The 15,309-nt window shown below is 68.9% G+C and carries 12 protein-coding genes and 1 pseudogene; 8 read left to right on the forward strand and 5 right to left on the reverse strand.

Features of this window, described 5'->3' with window-relative positions:
- The first annotated feature begins 45 nt into the window (after positions 1 to 45).
- Both KIP79_RS29850 and KIP79_RS29855 read left to right on the forward strand, forming a co-directional pair.
- The gene (locus KIP79_RS29850) at positions 46 to 468 is read left to right on the forward strand and encodes a hypothetical protein (RefSeq protein ID WP_214108278.1); all 423 of its coding nucleotides are present in this window, start codon (positions 46 to 48) and stop codon (positions 466 to 468) included.
- The gene (locus KIP79_RS29855) at positions 461 to 1,879 is read left to right on the forward strand and encodes a nitronate monooxygenase (RefSeq protein ID WP_308169960.1); all 1,419 of its coding nucleotides are present in this window, start codon (positions 461 to 463) and stop codon (positions 1,877 to 1,879) included. The genes KIP79_RS29850 and KIP79_RS29855 overlap by 8 nt, the downstream gene beginning before the upstream one ends.
- A 187-nt stretch (positions 1,880 to 2,066) precedes the next feature.
- On the opposite strand, the gene KIP79_RS29860 is transcribed toward KIP79_RS29855, so the two are convergent.
- The 4 genes from KIP79_RS29860 to KIP79_RS29875 all read right to left on the reverse strand — a co-directional run bounded on the left by KIP79_RS29860 (position 2,067) and on the right by KIP79_RS29875 (position 10,816).
- On the reverse strand, positions 2,067 to 4,910 hold the full coding sequence (locus KIP79_RS29860) for a hypothetical protein (RefSeq protein ID WP_214108279.1): 2,844 nt from the start codon (positions 4,908 to 4,910) through the stop codon (positions 2,067 to 2,069).
- Positions 4,907 to 8,101: a DUF7824 domain-containing protein gene (locus KIP79_RS29865; protein ID WP_214108280.1), complete on the reverse strand. Its 3,195-nt coding sequence runs from the start codon at positions 8,099 to 8,101 to the stop codon at positions 4,907 to 4,909. The genes KIP79_RS29860 and KIP79_RS29865 overlap by 4 nt, the downstream gene beginning before the upstream one ends.
- The gene (locus tag KIP79_RS29870) at positions 8,098 to 9,426 is read right to left on the reverse strand and encodes an SWIM zinc finger family protein (RefSeq protein ID WP_214108281.1); all 1,329 of its coding nucleotides are present in this window, start codon (positions 9,424 to 9,426) and stop codon (positions 8,098 to 8,100) included. Before KIP79_RS29870 ends, KIP79_RS29865 begins: the two co-directional genes overlap by 4 nt.
- Positions 9,427 to 9,715: 289 nt before the next feature.
- A complete protein-coding gene (locus KIP79_RS29875; protein WP_214108282.1) occupies positions 9,716 to 10,816 on the reverse strand; it encodes a PI-PLC domain-containing protein in 1,101 nt (366 codons plus the stop codon).
- 172 nt (positions 10,817 to 10,988) lie between these two features.
- On the opposite strand from KIP79_RS29875, the gene KIP79_RS29880 reads away from it, so the two are divergent.
- Positions 10,989 to 11,255 (forward strand): hypothetical protein, encoded by a 267-nt coding sequence (locus KIP79_RS29880; RefSeq protein ID WP_214108283.1) that lies wholly within the window; start codon positions 10,989 to 10,991, stop codon positions 11,253 to 11,255.
- A gap of 182 nt (positions 11,256 to 11,437) precedes the next feature.
- Here the strand turns inward: KIP79_RS29880 and KIP79_RS29885 are convergent, their stop codons facing one another.
- Complete coding sequence (locus KIP79_RS29885; protein WP_214108284.1) at positions 11,438 to 11,710, reverse strand: hypothetical protein; 273 nt, start codon at positions 11,708 to 11,710, stop codon at positions 11,438 to 11,440.
- 554 nt (positions 11,711 to 12,264) lie between these two features.
- On the opposite strand from KIP79_RS29885, the gene KIP79_RS29890 reads away from it, so the two are divergent.
- The 5 genes and pseudogenes from KIP79_RS29890 to KIP79_RS29905 all read left to right on the forward strand — a co-directional run bounded on the left by KIP79_RS29890 (position 12,265) and on the right by KIP79_RS29905 (position 15,226).
- Positions 12,265 to 12,639, forward strand: coding sequence for a hypothetical protein (locus tag KIP79_RS29890; RefSeq protein ID WP_214108285.1), 375 nt, complete (start codon positions 12,265 to 12,267; stop codon positions 12,637 to 12,639).
- A gap of 427 nt (positions 12,640 to 13,066) precedes the next feature.
- Positions 13,067 to 13,759 carry a transposase family protein gene (locus KIP79_RS29895; protein ID WP_308169961.1) on the forward strand — a complete coding sequence of 231 codons (693 nt, stop codon included), beginning with the start codon at positions 13,067 to 13,069 and terminating at the stop codon, positions 13,757 to 13,759.
- A pseudogene (locus tag KIP79_RS50395) lies at positions 13,729 to 13,827 on the forward strand (NucA/NucB deoxyribonuclease domain-containing protein); the annotation flags it as partial. The gene KIP79_RS29895 and the pseudogene KIP79_RS50395, both read left to right, overlap by 31 nt.
- A gap of 65 nt (positions 13,828 to 13,892) precedes the next feature.
- Positions 13,893 to 14,087, forward strand: a complete 195-nt coding sequence (locus tag KIP79_RS29900; RefSeq protein ID WP_214108286.1) for a hypothetical protein — start codon at positions 13,893 to 13,895, stop codon at positions 14,085 to 14,087.
- A gap of 77 nt (positions 14,088 to 14,164) precedes the next feature.
- On the forward strand, positions 14,165 to 15,226 hold the full coding sequence (locus KIP79_RS29905) for a DUF6461 domain-containing protein (RefSeq protein ID WP_214108287.1): 1,062 nt from the start codon (positions 14,165 to 14,167) through the stop codon (positions 15,224 to 15,226).
- The last annotated feature ends 83 nt before the right edge of the window (positions 15,227 to 15,309 follow it).

The raw sequence follows: 15,309 nt of genomic DNA on the forward strand, positions 1-15,309 counted from the left end.
GGACTCAGGACTCGTCCACTGCCTGGAGATTCGAAGGACGACACCGTGTCGATCACCGATTACCCCACCCATGGTTTCCGCGCCGAGCACCGCCAGATCCGTGATCTGGCCCTGGTGGGCGCCTTCCGGTTGGGGGATGTGGCTCGAGTCAGGACCTTGGTGTCGTGCATGTCGGCCACGGAGGGGTCCATGTATCCGGGTCTGGTCCCCATCGCCGGCCAGGACCACGTGGCCAAGCTGTTCACCGACCACGACGGCGCCATCCGGGAGCTGAGCGAAGTGTCCCGAGCCGCTGGGCTGGACACTGAACGGAGCATCAGGCTCACGCGGAAGCTTTTACAGCACGTCAGCGACTCCGACGGATTAGCGGTCATAGCGGAGGACGACGTTGTGCACATCCTGACGACCGTCGAACGCGACCTCGACGTGCCGGCGGGGGCGGACCAGGCGCGGGGTCAGCGTGTCTGAGCCGCAGCCGGTCCTCATCCAGGGCGGGATGGGCGTCGGCGTATCCGGATGGCGGCTGGCCCGGGCGGTGGCGCAAACCGGGCAGCTGGGTGTGGTGTCGGGAACCGCCCTGGACGTCACGTTGGCCAGGCGGTTGCAGCTCGGTGACCCGGGTGGCCACGTGCATCGGGCGCTGGCCGGATTCCCGGTGCCCGAGATCGCCGAGCGGGTCGTCGGCCGCTACTTCGTCCCGGGTGGTTCGGGTGCCGGCGTGCCGTACCGGCCCATCCCTCGGGTCGGGCTGCGGCACAACCGTTTGCGGGACGAACTGACCGTGGTGGCGAACTACGTGGAAGTCATGCTGGCGAAGGAGGGGCACACCGGCCTCGTCGGCATCAACTACCTGGAGAAGATCCAGATGGCCACGCCCGCGGCCGTCTATGGCGCGATGCTCGCCGACGTGGACTACGTGCTGATGGGCGCAGGGATCCCCGCGGAGATCCCCCGCCTCCTCGACGATCTCACGGCACATCGACCGACCGAGATCTCGGTGACCGTGGCGGGCGCGGAGGACACGCGGCACTCCGTGGGCCTCGACCCGGAACGGCTGCTCGGCCGGAGGCTTCCCACAGTCCGGCGTCCCCGGCTGCTCGCGATCGTCTCCTCGCACGTCCTGGCCGCCTACCTGGCGCGGTCACCGCAGACCCGTCCGGACGGCTTCGTACTGGAATCACCGGTGGCGGGCGGACACAGCGCACCACCCAGAGGGCAGATGCGGCTCGACGCGGTCGGCGAGCCCGTGTACGGCCCGCGCGACGAGGCCAACACCGCCAAGGTCGCCGCACTGGAGCTGCCGTTCTGGCTGGCCGGCGGCTACGGCACGCCGGACGGCCTGGCACGGGCGAGGGCGGCAGGAGCCGCCGGGGTCCAGGTGGGTTCGGCTTTCGCACTCTGCCGCGAATCGGGCCTCGACCCGCAACTGCGGCGCCTCCTGCTCCGCCGCATCGCCCAGGGCGACCTGACGGTGCGCAACGATCCGCGGGCCTCGCCAACCGGCTTCCCGTTCAAGGTCGCCGACCTGCCGGGCACCCTGTCCGACCCGGACGTCTACGCCGCCCGACCTCGACTGTGCGACCTCGGCTACCTTCGCGTGCCGTACACCAGGCCCGACGGCGCCATCGGCTACCGCTGCCCAGCGGAGCCGATCGAAACCTACATCCGCAAGGGACGACCTGAGGAGGAGACAGCCGACCGCCTTTGCCTGTGCAACGGCCTACTCGCCGCCATCGGCCTGGCCCAACATCGCGCCGACGGCTACGCCGAGCCCGCCCTGGTAACCCTGGGCCAAGACGTCGGCTTCCTGGACGGCCTACCCGAGGACCATTCGGCCGAAGACGTGGTGAACCGCATCCTGCTCGGAGCACCAGCATGACGCCGAGACGGCTCGCGCCACAAAGGGGGCACGCCCAGTCCAGGTGTGACTCACATGTGTCCCACGATGACTCACGCTGTCACCCGGCGGCTATCGGGATAGGTAAGGATAGGGCACTACGGATTAAGAGGGGCGCGGCCGACCAGGTCCGTCAGACCGTCGCCCCCTTCCGCCGCCGCTGAGCCGATCAGGCCTCCCGGGTCAGGAACTGGTGGAGGCTCCGGCAGGCCCGGATCAGCGAGGTCGAACCGCGCTTCTTCGCGTGGGCGGCCACCTCGGGGATCTCGCCCCGCGCGCCGACCCACGTGGCGATCTCGGTGGCCAGTACGACGGCGTCGGTGTGCGGACGCTGGGCCCGCTCGCCCTCCCTCGGGAGGAAGACGGCCAGGAAGTGGCGCAAGATCGTCCATACCTCGGCGTGCGCGCCCTGCTTGGCGGCCAGCTCCAGTGAGGGCAACGCGCGGTCGGCCTCGTAGCGGGTACGACGGCCGAGCAGGCCCAGCAGGCGGCCAGTCTCGACGGCGGGAAGCGCGCCCTTGGCCGCCAGCTGAAGCAGTGGGGGCACCGCGTCGTCACCCTCCACGGTAAGGAAGTAGGCCAGGACCAGAGCCGTCGCCGGGCCGGACGCGCCTTCGGCCAGGGCCAGGTTGCGGAGGTCGTCGATCGCGATGTCGGGCGGGTCGAAACGGTCGATCAGACCGATCGCCAGATGGGCCGCCGCGAGCTCCCGATGGTAGGGCGTCATGCCGGGCCAGAAGTGACGTGACCCGCGCCGGAACGGGCGCATCCCAGGCACGGTCAGCAGGGCGTCGAGGTGGGCGAGACCGGTGGGCTCCACGGGTTGCCAGCTCACGTTGGCGATGCCGCGCTGGTCGAGGACGTGGTCGTCGTAGGGCACGACGCGGGAGCCGAGGTCGAGGGTCCAGGTCAGCTCCACCTCCGGGGATGGAGGCGCGCCGCGCTCGAACCAGCGGGCCACCACCGCAGCGGCCGCCGAGCCGATGCCCTTCGCGCGTTCGGCCAGGTCGGGGGCGGGGTGGGGCGGGAGGCGTAACAGGGCCTGTTCCAGGTCCAGCGGGAGCGGTTCGCAGCCGGATTCCGCGCACACGGCCAGGCGGTTGAGCAGGGTCTCGGGGTCGAGGTGGCCGTCGGCGCGGGTGGGGGTGGCCAGCAGTACCGGGGGCAGGGCTCCGGCCTTCGCCGCGCGCAGGAGTTCGTCGAGGCGGGACAGGAGGAAGGCGTGGGGGCGGGCGCACTCCCGCAGGTGGCGGAGGCGGTTCCAGGAGGCGGGCGCAGGTCGCGCCTCCGGGTCGTAGAGGTCGGTCTGGACGTCGATCGTCCGCAGGATCTCCTCCTGTACGTAGTCGGGCATCTCGTGGAGCGGGACGATCGTGCGGAGGCCGGGGAACAGCTGGAAGGCCGTGGCCGCGACGTTCACCATGCCGTCGTACAGAGCCTGTCCGAGGCCACCGGACAGGCCCGGGAAGGCATGCTCCGCGTCGGCCCGCTGCTCCTCGGAGATCGTCTTCCGGTACGACGGGCGCTGCCTCGGCGGACGGGACATGGGCGGCCCCGGATCTTCGCCGGGGTTGACGAGTTCCCTGGCCAGCGCGGTGCACCAGTCACGCGGGGACTGCCACGTCGGCGCGTCGTAGAGCACCGGCCGCAGGTGTTCGCCGAACCGCCGGGCCAGCGTTTCCTTCAGGGAGTCCGGGTTCGTATGTGCCTCCCGCGTGACCGCCGCCAGCCACGCCTCGACGTCGATCCAGCCGATCTCCTCCGGCGGGCCGCTCTCCAGGCCGGAGGTGGGGAACGGGCCGGGGGTGGTGGCCTCGGGCAGGCGGCCGGGGGTGAAGTCGCTGGTCCAGCCTTCGGTGAAGCGCTCGAAGAGCTGCCGGGCTGAGGCCGGAGGCAGCAGTTCGGCCGCCTCCAGGATCGGGGCGGGGTCGGTGAGGTGGTCGGCGTACTTGAGGGTGAGGGTGACCGCGCGGTCGCGCACCTCGTGAGAGGCGTGCGCGTACGCGTTGGTCAGCGCGGTGACGTGGTCGGCCACACGTTCCGGTGTGGTGGCGAGGTCGCGGTCGAGCCAGGTCAGGCCCTTCACGGCGAGCTTGGCCTCTTGGCGGAAGGTCATCGCCTCGATGGCCTCGGCGACATCCGCCGGATCGAGCCGCGCCTGGCGCACCTGCTGCCAGGCCAGCTCGGCTACCGGGCCCGGCGCGGCGGGCAGCAGACGCAGGTAGTCGCGCAGCCGCCCAGCCGACTCCTCCGGCGTGGGCGCCACGAGCGTGTGCAGCCGGACGAAGAAACGCAGGTCCTGCGCGTCCCCGCCGAGCAGGAAACGGCTCACGCAGCCGGTGATGATCTGCTCGCGCGGCAGCGTACGGGCGGCCAGGGCCAGCCAGCGGGACGGCTTCGGAGTGAGCGTCTCGTTGACCAGCGCCCGGCCCGCGCCGGCCGCCTCGAAGATCTTCGGAAGCAGGTGGGGCGTGAGCGGGTCCTTGGCCACGCCCACCGCCGACAACCAGGCCGCCACCAGCGGCTCGTGGTCGGGTGGAGTGACCTCGCCGTCGCGCAGCAGTTCCAGGGCCAGCGGCACGATCCGGTCGTCGGGACGGCGGATGCGGCGCGCGAGCCGTACCGCCAGATCGGCACGCCAGGCCACCGGGCGACCGGAGACCGCCTTCACCAGCCGGTGCGGGCTCGGCGCACCGGACCAGCGGGGATTGAGGTCGCGCTTCATCAGCCACGTGGCCGCCCCGGCCGGCCCGGCAATGGTCGCCGCGCCCACCATCATCAGCACCTCGGACAGGCCGGTGACCTGGTCGTTGCCCGTCCAGTCGAAGGCGTTCCAGCCGACGGTGGCGGCCAGCAGCGGGCTCTCGCGGAGCTCGGCGAGCAGGCCCGGCAATTCGGCGGCGACGGTGGCCCGCTCGGCGTCAGTGAGCTTCGGCAACCGCGACGCCAGACCCTCGGCGTCGCGGTTGAACACGAGATTCCTGATCTCGGTACGGACGTCGTCAGAGGTCATGACGTGGCTCCGGTGAGCTGGGTGTGGAGGCGCTTGCACTCGTGGACGAAGCGGATCGTCCGGCGGCTCCGCGCGAACTCGGCGACGACCGGGATCTCCCCGCGCACGCCGGTCCAGCGCGCCACGTCGGCGGCGAAGGCGACGAGTTCGGTGTGGGTCACGGTGATGCGCTGCCCCTCGCCTGGCAACATCCCGGGCAGCAGGGCGCGCAGGATGCGCCACACCTCGTGGTGGCCGCCGGCGTCGGCCAGCTCGGTCAGGGCCACGATGGCCGGGCGGGTCTCCCGCCAGGTGCGGCGCAGCACCAGCGCGAGCTGGCGGCCGATCGCCTCGGCGGGCAACTCGCCCCTGGCGGCCATGCTCAGCACCAGTGGGATCATGCCGTCCACGCCGCCGGCCAGGAGGAAGGCGAGGATCACCGCCGTGGACTCGTCCACCGGGCCCTGGGCGATCTCCAGGCCAGTGATCTCCGTCGGCGTCACCGACGCGCCCCAGTAGCCGCGCAGCAGGTAGGGCAGGAAGTTGACGGCCACGACCTCGCGGTGCGAGGGCAGCATGGCGGGCCACGCCCGGAGCAGGCCTCTGGACTTGTCGACCGTCCGGTCGAACGGCTGACGCAGCAGCACCTCGTCGATCAGCCGATGGCCGGTCGGGGCGGTCACCCGCAACACGGGCTGCAGCCTGACCTCGGTGAAGTGCTCCGGTTCTCCGTCGCCGAACTCGACCATGGACGCGCCCACCATGTGGCGCCACACGTGGCCGCACTCGGGGTCGGCCATACCGTCACCGGCGAGCCAGCGGGCGGCCGAGCGCGCCGCCTCCGAGTCGACCTTGGCGGCCCGGTCGGCCGCGGCCTGGTGGCTGCCCCGGGGCAACCGCAGCAGCGCCTGCGCCAGGTCGGCCGGGGGTGGCTCCACGCCGGCGGCGGCGCAGGTCTCCAGCCGGTCGACCAGCACGTCGGGGTCGAGGTGGCCGCTCATCCAGGTCGGCGTGGCCAGCAGCACCGGCGGCAGGGTGCCGTTGCGGAGGGCCTCGGCGAGTTCGGCGTAGCGGTGCAGCAGGAAGTCGTGGGGCGGGGAGACCCGATTGGGGTGGGGCAGCTGGTTGCGCCGCCGCCACTCGTCGTGCTCGGGCAGCTCCTTGGGCATGAAGGAACGCAGCCGGGGCGGGACGAAGACGACGGTCACCTGCACGAGCGGCTCACCCGGGCTCGGCGGGGGCACCTGCTCCCCTGCCCGCATCGCCGCGATCCGCGCGGGGTCCACGCCGAGCTCGGCCATGTGCTCGTAGGCGAGGTTGAGGATGTAGAACGGCATGGCCTCCACGGAGTCGTCGTACAAGACGCCGGGCCTCGTCCGCACCGGATGGTGGCTATCCGGCATTGTGTCGTCGCAGATCTCGTCGTCGTCATACCACGGCTGCCCGACGTCGGTGGGAGAGCCGTTCAGGTGGATCCGGCCCTTGGCGAAGGGGATCTGCCGGTCGCCCTCGTGGGCCACCGCCCCGTCAGGGCCGTCGTCGCTGGTCCAGGTGATGAAGAAGGCGCGCAGCGGGGTGTCGTCGTCGAGGTAGCGGCCAGGCCGGTAGGCGCCGCCCACCGTGATCCGCCGGGGCCTCGGCTCCGGGTCGGGCTCCTCGCCACGGGTGAGGGCGCGCACCCTCACGGAGTGGTTGCCGCCGTCCCAGAACTTCTCCGGCCCAAACGGCGGCAACTCCGGCACGCTCCCGGGAGTGACGAGCTCGGCGGACAGCGCCGACTGCCAGTCGTCGGGGTCAAGACGCACCTTCTCGGACCGCCAGTAACCCTGGTCCTGCTCGACGTGGGGCTTGAGCTTGCGGCGCAGTTTCGCCCGGTCGTCGGCGATCCCGGCGACGAAGGCCGCCAGCCAGCGCTCCTGGCCGATCCAACGCTCGTGATAGTTGGGGGAGATCGACGGCTCGGGGAACCGCCGCGCCTCCGGCAGCTCAGGCAGCGGCGGGAACTCCCTCTGCTCCAGCAGTTCCTCGATCGGTGTCTCCCCGCCGAACTGCTCGGCCAACTTCGCGCCCAGGTCGGCGGGGAGGTGTCCGACGCCGTCGAGGATCGCCTCGGCGTGGTCGGCGAACAAGTCGGCGTATTTCAGGGTCAGCTCGACCGCGCGGTTGCGCACGTCGAAGGACTTGTGCGCGTACGCCGTGGTCAGCGCGGTCACAAAATCGGCGGCCGCCTCGGACGTGGCCCGGATCGCCTGGTCGAGCCAGCGCAGGCCCGTGGCGGCGAGCTTGGCCTCATCCCGGAAGGTGAGCGCGTCGACCGCCTCGACCAGGTCGGCGTGGTCAAGCGGCATCACCCCGCGCACCTGCCCGGCGGCCAGCTCGGCGACCGTACCCGGAGCCGAGGGCAACAACCGCAGATAGTCGCGCAGGCGGGGCGCGGACTCCGCGGGCGTGGGGTCGAGGAGCATGTGCAGCCGGACGAAGAACCGCAGGTCCTGCGCCTCACCGCCGCGCAGGAAACGGCTCACGCAACCGTCAAGCACCTGCTCCCTGGGCAGCTCGCGGGCGGCGGCGGCCAGCCAGCGAGATGGCCGGGGCTCCAGCCGCTCGTCACGGAGGGCACGGCCCGCGCCGTCGGCGTCGAAGACACGAGGCAGCAGCACAGGGGTCAACGGGTCGTCGGCCACGCTCGGCGCGGCCAGCCAGGCGGCCACCAGCGGGTCGTGGTCCGGCGGCACGGCGCCGGACTCACGCAGCAGCGCCACGGCCAGCGGTGCGATGCGGTCGCCGGGACGGCGCACCCGCTGGGCCAGCCGGACCGCGACATCGCGACGCCACTCCCAGGGCCGGGTGGCCGCCACCCGGCACACCTGAGCGACGTTGGGGCCCTCGGCCCAGCGGCGGTTGACATCGCGGCTGGTCATCCACGTCACGGCGGCCGCCGGTCCGGTGATGACGCCGACACCGGTCAGCAGAAGCGCGGCGGCCAGTTCGTCGAGCAGGTCGCCGACCTCCCAGGCGGCCATCTCCTCGAAGTCGTCGGGATGTTGAGCGCGCACCTGCTCGGTGCGGGCACGACGCAGCTCCTTGACGAGGCCGGGCAACCGCCCGCCCAGCTCGGCGCGCTCCTCCTCGGTGAGCGTGACCAGCCGGTCGGCCAGGCGGGTGACCTGGTTGCGGGTGACCAGATCACAGATCTCCGTCCAGAGGGTCATCGGGAAACCTCCACGGCGGTGCGGGCGACGATCCGGGCGGCCAGCACGTGTTTGCACGGCCCACGGGAGCCGCGATGGTCCCACCACCACTCGCAGGTGCAGGAGCCGTCGGCCAGCGAGACCCGGCGCGCGCCGCCCGAGGTGTGGACGGTGGCCAACTCGCCTTCGAGGCGCACGGCGCCCGCGTCGACGAGCTTGCGCGCCTTGGCCAGCCGCGGGTTGAGCAGGATCACGTTGTCCTTGTCATAGGGCAACTCACGGTGGAAGTGGGCGGCCTCCGACAGGTCGTAGCCGACTCGGCCGGCGACGCCGAGCTGCGTCAGCGCGGCCCGCACCCGGTCGGCGGGGATGCCCGCACGGTCGGCCAGCAGGCCGATCTCGACCTCGGGCTCGAAGTTGAGCAACATGCCCACCAGGTCGGCGTCGTTCTCGGCCTCGTCGGTGGCCAGGTCGTCGAGCACCGCGCCCTCGCCGGAGAAACCGCGCCAGCGCTCGGGCGAGAGGGTGAGCGTGTAGCGCATGCCCGGCAGCTCCAGCTCCCAGGCGCTGGAGGCGGCGTCGGCCGGGCCGTACACCCGGAGGGACTTCGCGAAGCGCAGCAGCGGCAGGAGGGTGCCGAGCCGGTTGGGGCCGGCGAGCTGGACCGAGCCCGGAACCTGACGGTCGGAGACCTTCAGGTCTCGCCCCGCCTGGGCCACCCACACCATGCCCTTCTTGGGCAGCCCGCGCAGGAACCGCACCGCCGCCATGCCGGTCAGCTCACCGCGCTGGTCCATGCCCGAGGCGATGACCTGCACCTCGGCGAAGCCTCGTAACCAGCGCTCGGGCAGCGGCACCTTCTTCTCCACCACCGCGCCGTCCATCGTGGTCACGACCAGCTCGTCGAGCCCGACCCCAAGGTGCAACGGGTCACGCGCGCCGATGCGCGCCAGCGCCTCCCGGAGCGGCGCGTTCACGTCGACGTTGGTGGTGCCCCGGTCGAACACCTCGCCGTCCAGCGCGCCGTTCAGCAGATCAAGCCGGGCGTACACGCCGCCACAGGCCGAGAACGACTCGAACCGCAACCGGTCTCCATTGCATGTCACCACCGGGTCGCGCACCCAGCCGGGCCGCGCCTGCGGCTGGTGGTAACGGGCCAGCGCCACATCGGCGACGCCGAGCAGGGCAGCCGCGGCGGGGGCCGCCTGGGTCACCACGCCGCTGAAGAACCGGGGGGCCACGGCCGGGCCGGACAGGGCCCGCCCGCCGGAGGTCGCCAATCCGAGACGACCATCGACAAGGGAGGAGGGCGCGGCGTACGTGTACGCCTGCGTCGCTGAAGTCATGGCCGGGACCTTAGATCGCCCCACCGACAAAACCCGCGCAGCAGATGCCGAGGAGATGAAGAGATCCTGCGAACATCCACGCCTGTGGGGTGCTTAGCCGTAGTGCTTGACCTGGGGGTTTCGTGGCTCGAGCATGATGAGGACTCGGGGATCCTGCTGACGGTGTCGTGCTCCTTCCTCTACCTCAGCCTCGGGCGCGCGAGTTTTGGCACGGCACAAGCCCGGGTTGTTCGCGAATGGAGAGCCCGCGGTCCACAACGGTGATGACCCAGCTGAGTTTCCAGTCCCCCTACCGGAAGAGTCGGTCGCTGGGAGTCGCCATACGGTGGGTGGAACTGTGCTGGCTCACCCAGGTACGGATGGCTGCGATGGATTGGGCGCACTCCCAACCGTCGTTATATTCCGTCACCTGGTTCTTGGCCCAGCCCGCGATTATGCCGTCAACCCGGGCCTCACCAAGGAGCTTGCCGACGTACCAGGTGTCGTTGTAATCGGTCGTCCATGAGAAGGTCGCGGCAAACGCGCCGGCGTCGCGAGCTTGGGCGGCCTTCTTCAGCTCGGCACATGTGTACCAGCTGGCCTCGGTGCAGTTGCCGAACCCGCTGCGGATGTCGGAGTCGCCATAGTCCATCGACCGGTGGCCGTTCGGCAGCCCCGACCCATGCGTGGCGTAGGTGTTCTGTACCGACGACAGTGAGCCGGTCGTGGTGATTCCCTCCAGCGGGCCGAGTCGACCCTGGAGACTCCTCCAGCCTCGCCCTCCGACATCGGGGTCGCTGCCACCGTGGTATTCGTAGAAGCCGTAGAGGACCTGAATGCCGGCGGCGACAAGTCTCTGTGCCTTGTCGCGTAGGCCGGCCACGCTGCATGTACGGTTCTGCTGCTCGCCGCAGTAGTTGGGGTCCTTGATGTCGAGCCAGATCAGTGACAGTCGCCGACCGGCCCAAGCCTCGGAAACGATCTTATCGAAGATGCTGTCGATGCTGGGGCCGAGGCGGTTGTTCCCGGCGGTGGAGCAGTCGTGCCAGGCCCGCCACTCGTTCGGATTCCACCAGGCGCACACATCGATCTCGATGGCGTTGGCGCCGTGCTTGATTGCAGCACTTACCCCGTCGAGGGTGTTAACGCGGTGGGCGATGGCGTAGATCGGCCGCTGCCCGGCGGCCGAGGCCGTCGGGACGCTGACGAAGCACGCTGCGGCGAATGCACACAGCGCGGTGACAAACCCTGCCGCTCGGCGTGACGGACGGGACCGGCGCCACCCAATAGCGCGCTCACCACGGGCGCGGGCCGCCTCGGAGTTGGACACGGAGACGGGCACGGCGGCTGCGGCGGCTTTGGTGAGGGCGACACCGGCAACGGCAGGGACAGCCATATGATGCTTCTTCATGCCTACCTTCCTGGTACGCGAGGGTCCACCGTGGAGCAGTCAATCGCAGATCGCCGACATCGGCAATAATTGTTAGGAAACTTTCTTGTTAGACTCGGACGGTAGCGAAGCGTGTCCGGTACCAGAACTGATGCCGATCGCTTGACCTGGCCTTCCAGGCTCGGCTGCCGTGATGTTTCGTCTGCTGTACCTGCTGATGGGCCGGGTGTTTGGCCGGCTGGTCCTGCTTGCTCGGGACACTGCCGCCAAGCAAGTCGAGATCTTGGTACTACGGCACGAGGTGACGGTGCCGCGTCGCCAGGTCACCCGTCCAAAGCCGGACTGGGCAGATCGGGCGCTGCTGTCCGCCCTGGCCCGACTGTTGCCCCCTCACCTTCGGCTGCATCGCATCGTCACCCCCGGCACGCTGCCGGCCTGGCATCGCAGGCTGGTCAAGTAGAAGTGGACCTACCCCGCCAGGGCAGGCCGGCCGCCGATCTCGCCGGAGGTCCGTGAGCTGATCGTCCGGCTCTGCGCCTGCCGATAATTCCATCCGTCCAAGGTCACGGCCTTGCAGGCAAGATTTGATTCCTGAAGAGGAGCCAGTGCGGCAGTATGACCGGTCATGCTCCTTCGCCTGGCCTACCTGGCCGTCACGAACACCTTCGCGGCGCTGCGGCTGCTCCCGATGGGCATCGGGACAAGGAGATCGAGATTCTCGCCCTGCGTCACCAGATCACTGTTCTCGAACGGCAACTCGGCGTCGGCGCTCGGGTGAGGTTCGCTCTGGAGGATCGAGCGTTCCTCGCCGCTCTCCTGACGCCGCTGCCCCGCGACGTCCTGCGCCGGCTGAGGCTCCTCATCCGGCCGGATACCGTCGTGCGGCGGCACCGCAATCTGGTGAAACGGCGTCATGCTCGTGCCTGCGTGCCGAAACGTCGCGGACGCCCGCCAACCGTCCGTTCCGTCCGAGCCCTAGCCCCGTGGCGCGGTCAATAGCGTTCTCAACGCCGCCCACACGATCCGCGAGGAGACCGATGGCGCCGACGGCGCGGACCACGGGGTTGTCCTCGTCCCCGCCCAGGACACGCGCGCGCAGGTATCCGGCCTTCACCCTCGGCCCAGGCTTGGTCGAGTTGCTCGACCGCTGAAGTTCGTGACATGGACAAGGGGGACTGTCCGCTCACCGGCGGGGCTCAGGTGCTGCCGTTCCCAGCGCGCTGCGGCCAGCGGCGGGGCATGGCATGGCCCGGGAACCAAACACCCCGCTCGGGCGGACGAGTCGGGCGTTTTAGTTATATCTCTGTTTGGAAGATCGCCATCGTGCGCAGACCGTTTGCGAGTTAGATAGTTTGTTGATTGATATTTATACCCACCGGAAGCACTCGATACTTATGGATGACCAGGAAAAAGATCGAAACGAATGGCTAGAGCTGGGCCTGTGATACTCGGCCGAATGGGTCGGTTATGTGTACGGACAGCGCGCGCAGTACTTCAATCATTTCCTAATTGCTGCCGCATTCCTTTCTGCCGGATATGTTACCGCACTGGGTGCACGCCTCTATATTGTGGCTGCCATTGTCGGACTTGTGGGGTCACTTATTTCCCTCGTGTTTCGACAGATGGATAGACGCCTCCGAGAGTATGCTCATGCCGGCGAAAAGCCTCTCAAAATCATGCAGGCACGCCTCGCAAATCTTCTGGGGGTCGATGAGATGAAGATCCTTGAAGCGTTGGATCGGCCAAAGAGTTGGTACGCCCACTCGCTGCTTCTGAACGTTGTTTTCCTTGCATCGTCAGCGTGCTTCTTGGCGGCGATGATCTTTGCGCTTCTCAAGACATGAGGCAGGCCCGACACCCGCCCCGTTCGATGAGACCCCCTCCCCGCCTGCCTGCACCGCACTCGTAACACAGCCACCCATAACGCGAATCGCGGTATCTCGATCCCGGAGTGCCGCAAGATGCGGCCAGGTTATAAAGGTCACTGAGGTTTTCTCGACGAGTTTCATCGGGGCGTTAGGGGTGTTTTCGGGTCGATTCAGGCGATAGCCATACTTGGCGGAAACCCCTGATACAGGCGTGGAGCCCTCGGTAGGAAGTGGTTCACCACAAACTACGTCCCACACCGAAAGGCCCCACGTGATCGCCCATCCTGCCACGCTCGACGTCTCCCGGGACCTGGTTCGCCATGTCCGCTCCCTGCTACGACAGGAGCGCGCACGGCGGGGTACACCGAAGAACAGCAGGGCGCTGACGTGCTGGAAGCACGCGGTGTTCGCGCTCTCCTGGTTCCGATCCCGGCCCAACATCACCCTGCACGGCGCCGCGTTCGGCATCTCAGCGGCCACCGCCTACCGTTACCTGCACGAAGTCATCGACGTCCTGGCCGAGCAGGCCCCCGACCTTCGCCAGGCCCTGGAACGAGCCGCCGCCGACGGACTGTCCCACCTGATTCTGGACGGCAAGATCTTTCCCTCCGACCGATGCCGCGCCAAGACCACCAGCGTGAAAGGCGAAACCATCGATGCCTGGTTCTCTGGAAAGACCGGCGACTTCGGCGGCAACGTCCAAACCTTGTGCGAACCCGACGGATTCCCGATATGGACCTCCGACGTCGAGCCTGGCGGCATCGCCGACATAGAAGCCGCCCGCCGGCACGTCCTCCCCACTGCCTACCCCTACACCAAAACCCTGCCGATCCTGGCCGATCCCGGCTATCAAGGCGCAGGTCACGGCGTCCATGTCCCGTTCCCGCAACCTGCCGACGGCAATGTCCTCAGCCGCTCCAACCGCACCTACAACCGCATCCAACGCGCCTTACGCTGCCTGGGAGAACGCGGCTTCGCCCTTCTCGCCGAACGCTGGACGGCACTGAAACACACCAGCCTCGCCCCCAGCAGAATCGGCGATCTCGTCCGAGCCGCACTTGTTCTCGTCCACTTCGAACACGGCCGGATCACTTAAATTCACAGAGAAAACGTCACTGCGACGAATTCCCCTTCGCGTCAACGCTCGAGGGGCGGCGCACCTGACCTTCGACTACTCCGTGCGTATCATCCCTGCCAGTGACAACTGCTCTTCAGGGGCGCGGACGAGCGTGTTCTACCAGCGCCACCGCATCCGCGACAACTTCGCTTTCTGGGTAGACATCATCCCACTCGGACAACCAACACCGATCAGCAGCGCACCCGGCGTCGTCGTCACCGATCCCCTCCCGGAGGAACTCCCCGAACTTGATCACCTGACCTGTACGATCGACGGAATCGGGGCCAATTTCATCGGTCCCGTCTAGCCAGACCGGTACCAAGGTGAGGGCGGCATCCTGCGCCGCCCTCACCTTTCCTGTTCACCCTCATTCAGAGGATTCAGATGGCTGTGATCGACGCTGAGAACGCCTGCGTCACCTGGGTCAGAACCGGCGCCCTCGACGAGGTGGTGCGCGTCTTCGGAGGAGATCCGGACACGGGCACTGAGGAGACCGTCGACGGGCTGTTCGGCATCGCGTACGAGGATCTGGACGAGGACGCCAGCGGGGTCGTGCTGGTGGCCCGGCATGGCGAGTGGGCCGTGCTGGTGGAGCCGTTCGCGTTCCGCGGCGGCAACCTGGCGCTGCTGGGTGCGATCACGGCCTCAGGGGAGGCGTACCGTGTCGCCTGGAACGTCAACATGGTCAACTCCATCTGTTATGTCCGCGATGGCGAGGTCGTCTCCGTGTTCGACGCCTTCGACCTGGAGGGCGCGACCGGCAGGGAGTGGCTGGACGGCCTGCCGGTGAGCGAGGCGGACTGGCGGGCGAATTGGCAGGCCACCGCGTTCGCCGTGGGCGAGGAGTTGTCCGGGGTCAGGATCGACGAGGATTGGCTGACCCGCCGGCACGCGCTCTATCAGTTGCGCCGCCCGGTCTTCACTCGCACGGCGCCGAGGCTGCGGGTTGATGAGCGGATGAGGGCCATCGCCGGGGCCGACCCCCGGATCGCGCGGATCATCGCCGAGCCGACGCCGGACAAGCTTCCGGAGATCGTCCGCATCGCCGCCAGCCTGGCTGTGACGACCGCGGGCATCGGCGGACCTCTGGTCGAGGAGGCGCTGGGCCTGATCGCGGAGGGCTCGCGTTCCAGGGAGGTGGTCATACGGCTTCGCGGCCTAGAGAAAGGCTTCACCGCGCGGGCGTGGGAGGCCTATCACGCCTCGCCTCCTGAGACCCGTGAGGACTCTATCGGGCCGGGTCATGACACCACGTACGGCCGGTGGGTGATCAAGTCGGTTGCGGCGCAGGCGCTGGGCCTGGCGCTGGACCCGAACGCTGACCTGCCCACGATGGCCCTGGAGGTCGTGAACACGGCCGGTGGGACCTACCTCAGCGAGGAGAACGGTGACATTGCCCGGCACCACGCACTCGGGATGGTCGCCGTCTTTCTGGAAGGGGCTTAGTGCGGTGGTCGGGACTGGTCATCGGTGAACGGTCATTGAAGGGGTCGGCCGCCTTATCGCCGTGAGGGTGGGCGCGTTCCCGC

The sequence above is a fragment of the Acrocarpospora catenulata genome (assembly GCF_018476525.1).
Classification (GTDB): Bacteria; Actinomycetota; Actinomycetes; order Streptosporangiales; family Streptosporangiaceae; genus Acrocarpospora; species Acrocarpospora catenulata.

Bases quoted from the DNA above. Each gene is read 5' to 3' on its own strand.
- KIP79_RS29860 (WP_214108279.1), bottom strand. From the start codon at position 4,910: ATGACCTCTGACGACGTCCGTACCGAGATCAGGAATCTCGTGTTCAAC.
- KIP79_RS29865 (WP_214108280.1), bottom strand. From the start codon at position 8,101: ATGACCCTCTGGACGGAGATCTGTGATCTGGTCACCCGCAACCAGGTC.
- KIP79_RS29870 (WP_214108281.1), bottom strand. From the start codon at position 9,426: ATGACTTCAGCGACGCAGGCGTACACGTACGCCGCGCCCTCCTCCCTT.
- KIP79_RS29875 (WP_214108282.1), bottom strand. From the start codon at position 10,816: ATGAAGAAGCATCATATGGCTGTCCCTGCCGTTGCCGGTGTCGCCCTC.
- KIP79_RS29880 (WP_214108283.1), top strand. From the start codon at position 10,989: ATGTTTCGTCTGCTGTACCTGCTGATGGGCCGGGTGTTTGGCCGGCTG.
- KIP79_RS29885 (WP_214108284.1), bottom strand. From the start codon at position 11,710: ATGACGCCGTTTCACCAGATTGCGGTGCCGCCGCACGACGGTATCCGG.
- KIP79_RS29905 (WP_214108287.1), top strand. From the start codon at position 14,165: ATGGCTGTGATCGACGCTGAGAACGCCTGCGTCACCTGGGTCAGAACC.